Annotated in this window: 14 protein-coding genes; all 14 read right to left on the reverse strand. The window is 43.0% G+C overall.

What is annotated here, in order from left to right; genetic code table 11:
- Nucleotides 1-75: 75 nt before the first annotated feature.
- Nucleotides 76-1,716, reverse strand: coding sequence for a recombinase family protein (locus GVT53_RS00735; RefSeq protein WP_166246993.1), 1,641 nt, complete (start codon nt 1,714-1,716; stop codon nt 76-78).
- 10 nt (nt 1,717-1,726) lie between these two features.
- Entirely contained in the window at nt 1,727-1,939 is a 213-nt protein-coding gene (locus GVT53_RS00740; protein WP_166246994.1) for a hypothetical protein, read from the reverse strand.
- A 14-nt stretch (nt 1,940-1,953) separates the two neighbouring features.
- On the reverse strand, nt 1,954-2,763 hold the full coding sequence (locus GVT53_RS00745) for a Fic family protein (RefSeq protein WP_166246995.1): 810 nt from the start codon (nt 2,761-2,763) through the stop codon (nt 1,954-1,956).
- Between the two features lie 3 nt (nt 2,764-2,766).
- Nucleotides 2,767-2,994 carry a hypothetical protein gene (locus GVT53_RS00750; protein WP_166246996.1) on the reverse strand — a complete coding sequence of 76 codons (228 nt, stop codon included), beginning with the start codon at nt 2,992-2,994 and terminating at the stop codon, nt 2,767-2,769.
- 191 nt (nt 2,995-3,185) lie between these two features.
- Nucleotides 3,186-3,383, reverse strand: a complete 198-nt coding sequence (locus tag GVT53_RS00755) for a hypothetical protein (protein WP_166246997.1) — start codon at nt 3,381-3,383, stop codon at nt 3,186-3,188.
- 134 nt (nt 3,384-3,517) lie between these two features.
- Nucleotides 3,518-3,808, reverse strand: coding sequence for a hypothetical protein (locus GVT53_RS00760; RefSeq protein ID WP_166246998.1), 291 nt, complete (start codon nt 3,806-3,808; stop codon nt 3,518-3,520).
- Between the two features lie 11 nt (nt 3,809-3,819).
- The gene (locus GVT53_RS00765; protein ID WP_166246999.1) at nt 3,820-4,869 is read right to left on the reverse strand and encodes a relaxase/mobilization nuclease domain-containing protein; all 1,050 of its coding nucleotides are present in this window, start codon (nt 4,867-4,869) and stop codon (nt 3,820-3,822) included.
- Complete coding sequence (locus tag GVT53_RS00770) at nt 4,859-5,206, reverse strand: plasmid mobilization protein (protein WP_166247000.1); 348 nt, start codon at nt 5,204-5,206, stop codon at nt 4,859-4,861. Before GVT53_RS00770 ends, GVT53_RS00765 begins: the two co-directional genes overlap by 11 nt.
- Nucleotides 5,207-5,896: 690 nt before the next feature.
- Entirely contained in the window at nt 5,897-6,850 is a 954-nt protein-coding gene (locus GVT53_RS00775) for an IS3 family transposase (protein WP_067032276.1), read from the reverse strand.
- Nucleotides 6,774-7,214, reverse strand: coding sequence for a helix-turn-helix domain-containing protein (locus tag GVT53_RS00780; protein WP_051947138.1), 441 nt, complete (start codon nt 7,212-7,214; stop codon nt 6,774-6,776). Before GVT53_RS00780 ends, GVT53_RS00775 begins: the two co-directional genes overlap by 77 nt.
- Nucleotides 7,215-7,783: 569 nt before the next feature.
- Nucleotides 7,784-8,095 carry a hypothetical protein gene (locus tag GVT53_RS00785; protein WP_036379395.1) on the reverse strand — a complete coding sequence of 104 codons (312 nt, stop codon included), beginning with the start codon at nt 8,093-8,095 and terminating at the stop codon, nt 7,784-7,786.
- Nucleotides 8,067-9,164, reverse strand: a complete 1,098-nt coding sequence (locus GVT53_RS00790) for a hypothetical protein (protein WP_141673284.1) — start codon at nt 9,162-9,164, stop codon at nt 8,067-8,069. Before GVT53_RS00790 ends, GVT53_RS00785 begins: the two co-directional genes overlap by 29 nt.
- Before the next feature lie 66 nt (nt 9,165-9,230).
- Nucleotides 9,231-11,075, reverse strand: a complete 1,845-nt coding sequence (locus GVT53_RS00795) for an ABC transporter permease (protein ID WP_036379398.1) — start codon at nt 11,073-11,075, stop codon at nt 9,231-9,233.
- A gap of 392 nt (nt 11,076-11,467) precedes the next feature.
- A complete protein-coding gene (locus tag GVT53_RS00800; RefSeq protein WP_036379400.1) occupies nt 11,468-14,638 on the reverse strand; it encodes an efflux RND transporter permease subunit in 3,171 nt (1,056 codons plus the stop codon).
- Nucleotides 14,639-14,659: the final 21 nt, after the last annotated feature.

Here is a 14,659-nt window from a genome sequence, read left to right on the forward strand (position 1 = left end):
TATTTGATTATTATTGATTAATTTTGGCTTATACGAAAGGAGATTGCTCATAGTGGTCTGTAATTCGGTTAGTTACTAAACATAAGCAAGGCACAAGTCAATAAACTTAAGGGCTAGCGGATGGGGTTCGAATCCTCCCTGGGTCACTAAACGGGATTTTTCACAAATCGAGTGGAAATTCCCGTTTTTTATTTCCTTCAAATTACCTGAAAACGAACTGATTGCGCCAAAAATTTCATTGACCCGAAAAGTTCGAACTGCTTTGTTTTTGAAGTCATACCCAATCCCGTCTGGGAACACCATATATTGTATGGCCCTTTTCGTTTCCAGATTGCCTAACTTCCACAATACAGGGAGGTTGCAGGCATAACCAAGTGCCAATTTTACGGACTTTTTGAGGTTCGAACTATTTATTCCCCCATTTTCCAATTTCATCTCCAGCTCCCTTTGTTCGGCTTTCAGTTCCGGCATGAAAAGATTGTACTGGGACTTTGTGATCTCGTTCAGCACGACATATCTTCTCTCCAATGTGGCTATCCGTTCTTTAAGTTGGCCGAGTTCTTTGGCCAACCGCTTTTGATCTTCAAGTGCCTCTTGGTTTTTATCTATCAAGGTGTCATGTATGATATCGGTCAAAGGTTCGATATACTTTTTGTCGGCAATTGTAAACCTGCCCAATAGGTTTAAAAATTCTTTATGGAGCTTATTGGCACTTCTGTTCTCCTTGCTGCCCTTGCGTCTGTTCTTGTAATAGTATAGGCCCTTTTTCTTCACAATATATCCAGTGTAGGGCGTTCCACAGGCCGAAGATCTGACAAACATTTTCAATGGCAGGTTTTCGTCATCGAACGAATATTTCTTCGGTGGTTCACCTGCATGGAGCAGATTGTGGATCTTGAGAAACATTTCTTTCGATATGAGGGCCTCGTGTTTCCCTTGGATGACTTCACCGGGAATAAGGCTGTTCACGATAAGCCCACAATAGAACGGGTTCCTGAAAAGGTCCGTCAATCTTTTTGCATGCATGTCCAGCCCCTTTTCTTTCAATCGCTTTGCAATCTCGACATGGGACATATTGGAGTTAGCTTTCCATAAAAAAGCCTGTTTGAGCAATCTTCCTTTCTCCGAGATCACAAAATTCGGGATCTTCCCCTTACCGGGATTCGTATTGGTGTATCCAAATGGATAGGCACCGGTCCAATGGCCCCTTCTCAGTTTCTCCCGCATTCCCGTAATGGATTTGTCCCTACGGATCTGGTTATCGAAGTGGGAGAACATGTGGTACAGGTTTTCCTGGAACGTACCCGCACTTGTGGTCACATCGATTTCCTGGGTGGCCGATATAACGGCCACTCCCTGCTTTTTTAACTGCTCGCTGATATAGGCACCGTTCGCACCTGTTCTGGAAAATCTATCATAGGAATAGACGATGATATAACCGATGTTCTTTCTCCTTTTGACATAGCTGAGCATTCTTTGGAACTCCCTGCGCTCATCGCTCTTTGCGGATTCATAGGTTCCCCCAAAATATTCCAATACTTCCAATTCTTTTCGAATTGCATATTCCTGGCAATATTTGAGTTGTGTCGTCAGGCTGGCATTGTTGTCAAATTGCTCCTTACTGGAAACACGGGTGTAGATGACCGCCGTATTGTTCTTTCCTATTATCCTTCCTTTTTCTTTTTTCGCAAATTGACTGAATACCTCTAGGCCCATATGTTGAAGTTTATCTTGACTTTTCGTTTTTATTGGATTTTCCGGCCTCCCTTTTGTACAATTCCCTGACTATCAGATTGAAGGTTTCGTTTTCAGATAAGGAATTGCCCTCAATGGCACAGGAATTATAGGTGAGGCGTGCAGCTTGATGGATCTCAAATTTTCTCTTTTCGGGCAAAGAGCCGAACCATGATGTGATATTTTTCAACTCATCATTTTCCATGGTCGGACCATACTTTAAAGAACCATTCTGAACCCCCTGTCCTTCCCTTTATGTTGTTTGAGGTCGATGGCCTTGTTCATTCTTTTCAACAATGCATCCTCGATGTATCGTTCAACAAGTCCCGGTCTGTTTTCCAAATATTGCTCTACCAAGGTTGAATTGTAATTGATGCTCTTGTCGTCGAACACGAACAGGGGAAAGCCCTTCTTCATCGTCAAAAAATTTATCAGTAGTCTTCCGGTCCTTTTGTTGCCGTCCACAAAGGGTTGGTGGAGCCAAAGTTCCTGTGCCAAAAAGGCTGCCTTCTTGATTTCAGATGCGGTACTTTTTTCGACCTGCGCCACCAGTCTGTCCATGTTCTCGGAAACATTATCGGGAGAGCTCAAGGGTTCCATACGTTCAATCACCTTGCTGCCCCGACTTATTTGGATAAGGTTGTTGCTCACCTTGAAATTGCCCGGTTCCTGGCCCTTTTGTTTGGCATCGATATAGAAATCGTCCAATTTCCATAGGTTGCCTATCACCAACCAGTTCAATTCTATCATTAGGGATGTGGAGAGTTCCTCCTTGGCCCTAACGGCATTGAGCATTCGTACCAAGGCCTTGTACATTCCCTTTTGTTCCAAAATGTCCTTTGTCCTGATATTGTTTCCCGAAATGGTATCGGTGGACAACAATTGGGTGGTCTGTGCCAAGGTGAGCTTGTTGCCCTCCAGTTTATTGGTCAAATGGACATAACTGAAAAGCATTTCCCTTTCCTCTTCAAACGACATGGTAAGGTTCAACTCTTTGTACTTCCGAAATGTTTCCTGTATTGTTCCCATTGATTATTTGGACTTTAAAAATTTAAATTGGCCCGTAATTGTCACCAACGTTTTAACTATACCTTCATCTACACCGGGAATGGGCTTTTCACAATTATCGCAGAAAAAATACTCCGGTGATTGTCGGTTCCCGCATTTACAATAATCCAATTCCAAGTTGGCGATATCATCGAACATTCTCAAGTCTTCTTTTGAAAACCTGGTCCTATCTCCATGCCATTGCTTTTTCATACCTTCTTGTCGTTATTTGTACTTTGGGTCGACCCCTATCTTCATTGGAACTTTCCTTCGATTTTCAGGAACTTTCCTTTTCGAAATGCCTCTGATTGCTTGGTCCGCTCACCGCTTATTATCAGTATTCCTTATTCCCATTACCTGTGGTGATCTAAATTAAAACTTTATCACGTTCTTCACAAAAAAAGTCAAAAGCCTTTTTTATCAGGTCGTTCATTCTCTATTCGCTGAACATGGCCGCAGACTATGTCGGCCAGTTGTTGGAGTTGTTCCACGATCTTTTTCGCTTCTTCCTCCGGGCAGTCCTCAAAACCTTTATACGTTCTGAGCCATGTACTGTTGAATGTTCTGTTTTTCCACTTTAGCTCGATTATCGGGTTTGACATTTCCTATAAATAGCAATAGCTCCTGAATCTTGAAGGTCACTACCGTATTTGTAAAGCAGGCTTTAATTTACCTTTTTTAATCGATCTGATCCCTTGCGGGATCATTGTTTTGTTCCATACTTATGAGGTGTCGGTCAACAACTTTTGGTTTTTGCGAAAGGATCGATCTTTTTTCTAAAAATCCTGTTCACACAGACAATCTTACCATTGCTTTGTTTGATCTCGAGATTTTGAAAATCGTGTTGTTTCAACATATCGATGATACGCTCCCCTGTGTCCAATCGTTCCAGACCTTCAATGGCATCGACCTCCCCGTTCTTGATGATCACTTTGATGGACAGGAACCTTTTGCTGCGCATCATTTCCAATACCTGGATCTCGGAGGGGGACAATCCCGAATGTTCTTGCTTGTTGTTGTTTTCCATAAGTTCAAGTTCTACAGGCCCAGCCCTTTCTTTTTCTTTGTTCTTTTGGACTTTTTCTTATTAATATCATCTTTGAGTTCCAGTTTGAAAGGAGTCCAATCCGTTTCATTTGCCAAACGCCCGGTCATTCCATTTCCCTCAATTTTTCCCACATGACCTTTTGATTGTTGAGCAGAATTTTCAGTGCCTTTTGCAACTCCCTCACTTCTTGGCACAGATGTGATTGCCGTTCCATGGTTTCCTTCGCCAGCTCTATCAGTTCCCCGTTCTTTTCCATTAGCCGATAGTATAACTGTATGGTCTCTGTCTTGCCCATAATCGATTTGTTTTACGATACTGTTCCATGAATATTTTTTGCCCAGAGAGCTTCCTTTATAAATGACACCCTCATATTTGAACGATATTCCCGACACTCGGCCCGTATTCTGGCTGACATTGAATTTTGGCAAGATATTTTGCGCTTTCAGCAATGTGATGAATTCCGTGGTATCCGTAGCTGCTGAAATTACTGTAGCTATCCTCTTCTGGAGTATCAGTTTGATAGGCAGATTACCCGTTCTCAGGGTTTTCTCGATTTCCTTTTGGGTAAGCGGTTTTTTGGCACTGGCTTTTGTCGAAATTTGGGTCAGTCCATATTTCCTCTCCAGATCATTGAGCACTTCCCGGCTCCTTCTTTTAATGTTGCTGTCACTTGTTATCCTACCCGAATACCTGACCCTATTGGCCACGATATGGATATGTTCGTGTTTTGTGTCCGTATGCCGGTATATGATGAACTGGTTGTTATCAAAACCCATTTTCATCAGATAGTCGCATCCCAATGAAGCAAACTCCTTATCGTTCAATTGATCCGTGTATGGCAGGTTCAAGGAAACATGGAAGACCGTATTCCCAAGTCCCGGACGCAATTGCCTGATCAAATTGAATTCCTGTGTCATATTCACCGCTGTGGATTGTTCGATATTGGAATCAATGACATATCCGACCTCTTCACTTACCTTTTTTTCATTGTAGGCCAGAACTCCGTAGAAGTCTTTCCCTATGGTTATCTTACCTATCATTATTGGTGATGTTTGATTTGAGCTGTTGCAACAACATTTTTACCTCCTCCAATTGTTTATGAATATTGAACGGGTCACGGATACCTGAGTTCGAGACCCTGGCAAGTTGGTTCAGGTTGTTTCCCACCCTACTCAGCTCGACAAAAAGTTTCCGGTCCAACGGATCAACCTTTTTATTCGGCAAGGATCTTCCCGTACACTTTCTTCGGATATATTCGGCAACGGACAGCCCAATGGTCTCCGCGTTGTTGCCGATGATCACGTATTCGCTTTGCGAAACTCTAAAGGCGATAACTACTGCCCTTTGTTTTGATATGTCCTTTTTAGGTCTTGCCATTTTTATGGATTTTTTGTGGATCACAAAGCCGCTTGCAAACAGAGTGCGCAGTTTTTGTTTACAAAAACACAACTTGCTCCGTGACCTCCGATCAACTATACCACAAACCTATTGTCTATTGATTGTTTACAAGGGATTTGCCGTACAGAGTTATATGTACGGTAAATTTATCCAGTGTTGGAAATAAGGAATTGGACGAAATCACAGGGGTGAGTTTCTATGGAAAGGGAGAAAAATGGTCAATGTATGAATATACCCTTAATTTTAATCTCTTTACCAGTTGTCCAATTGTCATTTTCCAAACTGATTTTTAAAGCCCGTTTGGGCCAATAGTGGAAAGGGAAAAAACAGAAAGGGTATGACATTGAGGAAAGGGAACTTAAAAATGGTGATTGTTCAATAATGAGGCTTGGCACCTTATCCGCAAACAGCCTTAACATAGCAAATCATCAAGACAAATTTATTAGCGTTTTGAAAAATCCTTACCTCTATACGATGATTACCAGTGTTCTTTTGTCCAGTTTCCTTCCTGTATATTTTACTTTAATCCTCCTTTATTTTCCTTGGAGCACATGATCATTTAAATGATCATACATTTGTACGATCGTACAAAAAATGTGTCTCGTCCTGAAAAAAGTTGTCACTTAAAGCGGTTGATACTATAACGAGTTTACACATTTTTCAATAATCTTAGGTCAGGTTTACACCCAAGGTTCCCTTTGTTATCATGCAGGGGTTTGTTCCCTGATCATATTTATGTCTTTCCTTCCAATAATTTTTCCATGCCCTTGGTATCGGTCCGTGGGACATGTGGGCCGAATCGGGGGTCTGCATATTGAGACTTAGATGGGGCCTACGGCCATTGTAAGAGGAGACGATGTCCCCGAACATATCTATTGCCTCCACTTTGAGCCTTGGTCTATTGTTCTTGAGCCATTCGGTCTTCAGTATGCCGTTCACCCTTTCGGCTATTGCATTTTCCAAGGGATCCACCTTTTCTGTCATACTGATCCCGATGCCGGCACCCTTAAGGATGCTTATGTACCTGTCGCAGCAGTACTGGATGCCCCTGTCCGAATGGTGCACCGGTTTGGGACCGGTCCCATGCGGCAACTGTGATATGGCCATGTTCAGGGCGCCGATCGCACCGGAGGCCGTTAGTTTTGGGGATATGTCCCATCCTATTATCTTCCTGGAATATGCGTCCGTGACGAGCGAAAGGTACATGAATCCCTCCATCGTGTCGATATAGGTTATGTCACTGACCCAGAGCTGGTGTGGGGCATCGACCGTCATCTCCCTTGCCAGGTTGGGGTACCGCCGAAACGAATGGTGTGAATTGGTGGTCCTTGCCCTGCCTCTGGAGCGTCGCAGCAGCATCGAGTTTTCCCGCAGGAGGGCGAAGAGCGCATCCATGCCCATTGAAACCTGTTGTGGGCAGGATGGCCCGAAGATGATGCTGTGGAGCTTGCGCACGCCCACGCCGGGAAGTATGGCGCGTTCATTCTGAACCATCTCGAGCACCAACTGCTTTTCGGCAAGTGTCCTGTACTCGTATCTCAAAAACTTATAATAGGCCTGTCTCGTTTTGCCAAACAGTCCGCACAGCGTCCCAACACTTGTTTTGGGCATGGTCTCTTTCATTTCTTGGACTGTTTGGCACCAGACTTTTTCTGATGTTGATCTTAAGGTCCCTTTCCGCAATGTCTATCATTTTGTTGGCGGCCAGATTTTTGAGCTTCTCGCTTGCCAGATCGGACTCAAGTTCCCTGATCCTGGCCAGCATCCCCTCCGGGGAGTCCGGTAGGACAGTTGAGGCCGGTTCCTTGGTGGTACCGTCGTTCGGCAGGGCCTGGTCCGGACAGAACCTTTTCACCCATTGTTGCACGGATGAAGGTGTTTTGAGACCATACAGTTTTGCCGTTGCCGCCATGCTGAGATCCGATCCCAGATAGTGGGAGGCAACCTTTCGTTTAAAATCGTCCGAATAGGAGTTTACACTTTTCATGATTAAATTTAAATTATTGCTTCTATCATGACAACCTATTCTAGGACAAGACAAGGGTTAAATGGCCCAAGAACATGATACCTACATGTAATTCAATATTAAGTGATTTGGATTATACGATTAGGAACATAGGAAATCCAAAGAGATTTCCAATCCTTTCTTCTTTCTCCCTTTCCACAAAAGAGCGCCCGACAGGGCGCCACCTTCCATGACCAAAACACAATGGTTTCTTGTAGGGAAACAACCAATTTAACGGAATGGAGAAATCTTTTTGGTAGCGGTGAGAGAATAAATGCAAGAGGGCGATAAAGCGTCCTCTTGTTTTTATGAGTGATCCAGAGGATGTTGATATCAAATTGGGAACAAACTCACTGTTTTGTCATATTCCTATACTGTGACATTCCCACTGAATTCTATAAGGGACTGTTATTGCATTCTGCTTTGACATATTCTTTATCTGGCTTTCCTGTCAAAAAGAAGAAATAACAGAAACCCAATCGACATTACTTAAATTTTCCAATAAGTGTAATGCACATGCATATAAGTTATCACCCAAAAATCAATCTGTCCTAGTTACTGTTTGTAGTATTGTTTGTATACGGTTCGTTGGTTTCAAAAAGTGCCCTTATCTCCCTTTTTTCGGATGATTTTATATGAGTTACTGCTTTTTGGCAAAAGTCATTGAACAATGTAGGATTGTCCAGGTTACCGTTGACCCATTCTGCCAAATATCCATTGAATCCTTCAAAACCCATGGTTTGGATCAGCTTATAAAATGCCACGGCCCCTTTATTGATTTCAAGATATTCCGCTCCATCGGCATAGAGCAATGGTGGTTCTTGGTTGGGCTCGTTATTTTTGTCCTTGCCATACTTTTCCAACTTTTCTTGATAAGCTGATTACCGCTTCCCCACCTATTTCATTTTTCACATACAAGAGTCCCAACGCCTCTGGCAACCCTATTGTAAGCATATCCGCCCCTTGCACATTGGCAATGGTCAAGTTTTTTTGCAGCCACAGTTTGGCCAATCCACTACCGATGGTTTGATAGAGATAGGCTTTTTCCTGTAAACCTTCGGTATCGGCCACCCAACCTTCTTTTTCAGAAAGTGCAATGGTATTGGCAAAGGTATACCGATCGTCTTGCCAACGGTGTATTTCTACCAATTGAAGTTGATTGTCGACCGAATTGGCCCCAAAGTTGGTTTGCATAAAAGCAACCCCTTTTTTTAATGCTTCTTGATAGAGGTCCACATTGAACGAATGGGTGGGTTTATGCAGAATGGAATAGTCTATATTCCCGGCCTTGCCCTTGCCAACGCTATAGTCTGATGATCCTACCTGCCAATTGAACACTTGGGGTTTCTTAATGGTATAGATGGAAGTGGTTCTACCATCTTCAGTTTCCATTTTTTGTAAGGCTCCGGCCGTAAACGGAATTTGGCCTTCTTCGGTACTAATAATAATTTTACCTGTAACCCAATCGGCATCCGTAGCAAACACATTTTGGGTAAGGGCAAAGGCATTATCAACAGTGGCCATTCTGGAATCCAGACGTTCCAATCCCTGTTCTTGGCGTTTCCGGTTTTCCAATAACTCCTTGTCGCTATCATATCCTTTCACAGGTAAAAAATCCTGAAGACTACCAAAACTTCCCTTTTTGGTCAAATCTGCCTGAAAATCGCTCTGCACAAAACCGACATATTGTTTGCTCCCTACCAAGGAAAGCTGCAACACGCTATCTTTTTGTAAGGTAGACGGGATTGGATAGGCGGTCAGGTTTTGCTCGACATCCCCTTTTCCCATGGTCAATTCTTGTCCGTTCAGCTTCACATTGGATAATTGGACAAAATCCTTGGTATTGAAAAACAAGGTATCTGCCCCCTTTTCGTTGTTCAATGTGATATCAGCAGTAAATTCTGCCCTTCTTTTTGAAGGAAATAGATCCAATTTTACATCGATTGTTTCATATTTGGGCTGTGGTTTGGTTTCCAGATACTTGTATTTTATCTCGTACTAGGCATCCAATCGTTCCTCTTCGGCATCTGGGATAAAGTTGCCATTATCATACACATTTTTGGTGATGAACGACATCAAAAACAAGAATGCCCCAAAAAACAACACCATCACACCTTTGGAAACCATGCTAAGTTGCATATTCTTCAACGAAAGTCTGTTTTTCCATTTTTTATCCGAGCCCCGCTTCCATAGCCAAACACCGGTCATGACCAAGGTAATGGCCAAAGCCAACCACAATAGGAAGAACCAATTGGCCGATTCTTGAAATATACCATAACCGCTCATTTCCGAATAATCTTCAACTCCAGGAGTAAAACCATATCCTAGCCTTAAATCTTCAATGATGCCCATATCAAAGGAAACAATCAAGAAGATGAAAATGGCCACACAAAGAAGGTGTGTGAAAATTCGATGGCTGGTCAAAGCTCCCACAAAAAACACCAAAGACGCCCAAAGTACAAAGTTCAAAAAGGCCCAACGATAGAGCAAAAGGTCCTCTGCAAATTGTCCTAAATCTATATAAGAAGCTCCACCCAACAACACTTGGGTAAACACGGATACTACAATAAAGCTCACACTTAATATAAAAGACAGTCCAATAATCGCTGCCAATCTGGAAAGTTGGGTAACCCAGACAGGAACGGGCAACGAATCTGTTATTTGCCAAATATTGACCGTCTTGTCCTTAAAAAACAACTCGCCGGCCCAAATCATGATCAACATGGTTATAAAAACGCCCCATTGCAACCTAAAATAGGTCATATTGCTACTGATGGGATATTCATTACCAATATAATAAGCCGCATTCCAAGTAACATTTTGCAAAAACACCATCAATAAGATAATACCGAGGATTATTTTGAAGGAAGTAGGGCGAACAATGTTCAGGAACTCCAATTTTGAGAGTGACCATAGTTTAGTGAGAAAATTAGGTACTTTGTATTGTTTCACGACCTCTGGCAATTTTATGGATGCCGTAGAAAATGACACTTTCTTGCCTTCTTTGATTTTTTTGGATTTATCGGTACCGGCCTGTATGACGTACTTGAAAGAGAAGCGTAGATATGCCGCTATGGCAAACACCATGGCAAGTCCCATCCAAAGCAATCGGTTCTTTAAAACATAGCCGGTCAGTTTGAACAGTTCGGTATTTTTTTGTGTGGGACTCAACAGTTCGGTATAGTGCTGTGCCGCTACATAGCCTCCCGAATCCGCCAAGATGTAAGCCATTAGATTATCCCCACCCCCGGTTTCGTAGGAAGTTTGGGCGATTAAAAATAGAATGACCACCAAGAATACGGCCAAATAACTTGTGGTCATTCTACGGGTAAACACAATGGCAAAAAATACAACGGATACATAAAAAAAGAGGTTGGGTACGGTAAACATGATCCAACCGTGAAACAAAGGGCCCCATTGAACCGGACCAAAACGACCAGCCTCGCCAATGCCGGAAAACGGCACCAACAAATGCCCAACAATCATACCCGTACTTAGAATGACAAGGTATAGGAAAGCGGCCAAAAAGCGGCCTATAAAAAATTGTTTTTCATTGATGGGCAGTGCATAGGTCCACTCCGCGGATTTATACCTGATCTCTTTGTAAAGCACACCTCCGGTAGCTATGGCAATGATGATGATCATAAGCATACCCATGGCCGCATAGTTTCTATACAAAATGCTCGAAGCGTTCATAAGCACCCCTTCGTTGGAAAAGAAATCAAACGATCCCTTGGTATACCATATCATCTGAAAGGCAAGCATGAGAAAGAAAACAAGGGTAACCCAACTAAATACACGCTGTCTTAGCTCGTTTTTTACTATGGAAAATATTGTTTTCATTTTAGTGTTCGCTTAAAATTTTAAAATAGGCATCTTCTAAAGAAGGTTTTTTAGCATCAAAATCACCATTGGGTAAATCATTATATTGGGTAAGAATTTTTTAAAAATGGAACAATCACCAAAATCGATTTAATTGTATTTTTTGAGGCACGATTTCCATGATAAAACCAAAGAAAAAACGGGTCTGCAAATTAAACTCTGTCTGAAAGTAATTAAGTATTAATTTTTAGAGGTCAGTAGTTAGTTACTTATCCAAGATTTCACTTGGTGTATCATTGTACATTATAATGATGAACATCGATTCAAATCTAACAAAAAGGTCGCCAAGGACCGCCATGGGGATAGCATTTTAGATGTCGATAAAGCTCAACAACCGGAACACGGCCAGCATATCACAGCGTGTGGTCTGGGTTAAAGCCATCTACCAATTTTTTATGCTCGTAATCGGCCACCATAAGCTCCTCATAATCAGTTTTTGTTCCCTTGGTAAACTTATGTACCAATTTTTCCATTAAATTGTATATTACCGGTACTATTATCAAGGTCAAGAAAAGCGAACTTATCAATCCCCCGATGATAACCCAGGCAAGACCATTTTTCCATCCCGATCCCGGGCCTGAGGCCAACGCAATGGGAAGCATCCCGAAAACCATGGCAATGGTAGTCATTAGAATTGGGCGGAGACGTGCGTGGTTGGCCTGTATCAAGGCGTTCCTGACCGTTTCCCCTGACCGGACCCTTTCGTTGGCAAAGTCAACCAGGATAATGGCGTTTTTACACACTAGCCCGATCAACATAATTATACCAAGAATGGTAAAGATGTTCAGGGAATTGTTCGTTAACGCCAATGCCAGCAAAGCTCCGATGAACGATAAGGGAATGGAAAAAAGAACTACGAACGGGTGCACAAAACTGTCGTACAGGGAAACCATTACCAAATAGACCAATATAATAGCTGCCAACATAGCAATTCCCAGTGTTCCGAACCCTTCCGATTGCCTTTCTTTATCCCCACCCCATACGTAATCGACCCCCGTGGGCCGTTCGACATCCTGGAAGGCAGCTTCCCATTCATCCGCGACCGTACCAGCTGGTCTGCCAACGGACTGCCCTTTTACGGTAACCGACGCGGTCTTATCCCGGCGTTCCAATTGGCTCGGGCCCAACGTTTCGGTGATGTCGGCGAACTGTGAGAGTTTTACCTCTTGCCCTTGGTCATTAGTAAGGATCAAATCCCCTACATCGACAATGCTTTTTCTATCAAAACTATTGTAGCGAATGTTAATATCATATTCATATTCCCCTGCCCTGAATTTGCCATCGGTATTCCCGTTAAATGCTGTTTGCATTGTCAACCCCACCGTTTGTAACGATAATCCCAGGGAGGCCATTTTATCCCGATCTACTTGAACATTGATTTCAGGATTTCCCGTTTCTACGGACAATTCAATTTCCGTGGCCCCAGGAATCTTATGCAGTTCCGCCTCCGCCTTTCTGGCAAAGACCATGGCACTATCCAAACTAGGTCCGGTCACTACCAAGGCCAACGGGGCTTCCTCCGCCACTCCCAAAAGACTTATAGGGACGGTTTTCACCTTGGCTCCGACCAAAATTTTCTCTAAACGACGTTTTGTTTTGGCGGCAAATACATAAGAATCGTCCTGCCTTTCATTTTCATCAACCATTTGGACGTTTATTTCCGCCTTGTAAGCTGTAGCCTGTGAAGCTCCTAAGCCTTCGCTGGTCTGGCCTACAGTGGTGATAAGGCTCTTGACTTCTTCCTGTGTATTCAAAAAGGCCTCTGCTTTTTGGGCCATAAAATTACTTTCTTCCAATGAGGCATCTTTTGGTAGTTCTATCTGCACCAAAAACTCGCCCCTATCCGATGTGGCAAAGAATTCGCCTCCAATAAATCCTGCCGCTACCAAGGCGATCGAAGCAAAGAAGATAACCAAAACGATGGACAGCGTGGTTTTATAATGATCCAGGCACCAGGTCAATAAGCCGGAGATCCAATTCGTGAAACGTTTTAATTGTGTTTCGAATTTGATGATAAGCCTACCGAACAGGTTTTTACCTGTGATATGCTCCAATTTTCCGAAACGGGACGATAACCAAGGAATAATGGTAAACGATGCCAATAGGGACAACAAGGTCGAAATAATTATGGTCACACAAAATTGGGTAATGATTTTGGACACCAGACCGCTGCTCATGGCAATGGGAAAAAAGACGACCACGATTACCAGCGTTATGGATGTTACCGTGCCCCCGATTTCAGCGGTACCGTCATAGGCCGCACGGACACGGTTTTTGCCCATTTCCATATGCCGGTAAATGTTTTCGAGTACAACGATGGCATCGTCCACCAAGATGCCTACGACCAAAGACAATCCTAATAAACTCATTAAGTTCAAGGTATAATCCAACAACAAAAAGCCTATAAATGTCGCAACCAACGATGCGGGTATGGACACCATTACAATTAGCGAGTTTCTTACACTGTGCAAGAAGAACAGCATTACGATCGCCACCAATAACACGGCGATCAATAGGTCATGGATTACGGAATCGGCCGCCTCTAGGGTAAAAACACTACTGTCATTGGCGACATTGAGACTGAGGTCTATGGTTTTATAATCGGTCTCGAGCTGTGCTATCCGTTTTAATATATCTTCACTTACAGCTACGGCATTGGCATCGGACTGCTTGATCACCTGCAGTAGGATGGCACTTTTTTGCTTTACCCGTGCAATTTTTTCAGGTATTTTTTGACTGTCCTGAACATCCGCAATATCACTGAGCCTCACTTGGATGCCATCTTTATCAGCGACTACCAGATTGCGCAGCTCTTCAACATTTTTATATTTTCCGGCCAACCGGATCAATATTTTTTGCTGCCTGGTCTGAATATTTCCTGTGGGGAAATCCAAATTCGAGGCCAGGATGGTCTGTTGGACCTGGGGTATGGAAAGGTTATATCCATGAAGTCGGTCGGCGTCTAAATTTACCTGGATTTCCCTTTCTTGCCCCCCGATCAAATTTATCTGTGCCACACCATTGACCCGGGAAAGCAAAGGGGCAATTTTTTTATCAATCAGGTCATAAAACTTAATTTCATCCATAGTGCCATTAGCACCAATTGTCATAATCGGAAGGTCGCTCAATGAAAATTTGCTTAAGGAGGGTGTTTTGGCATCATCGGGCAGATCACTGATAATGGCATTGATTTTCCGTTGTGCATCGTTTAGGGAAATATCAACATTGGCATCATCCGTCAAGGTAATCGCAACCGTGGAAAGGCTTTCATAAGAACGGGATTCTATTTTTTTGATGTTCTCCAGAGAGGCAACCGCATCCTCTATTTTTTTTGTCACGGTATTTTCGATCTCGCTGGGCGAGGCACCGGGGTAGATAGTGGCGACGGTTATGACATTTCGGTCGAATTTGGGTATCAATTCATACCCCAGTTGGTTATAACTGAACAGGCCCCCAAGGGTAAGTATGGTGAATAGCACAATGACCAATGAAGGCCTTTTTATGGAAATTTCCGCTAATTTCATAGTATGGAATAAAATGTTTCA

The organism is Flagellimonas oceani (assembly GCF_011068285.1).
Taxonomy (GTDB): domain Bacteria; phylum Bacteroidota; class Bacteroidia; order Flavobacteriales; family Flavobacteriaceae; genus Flagellimonas; species Flagellimonas oceani.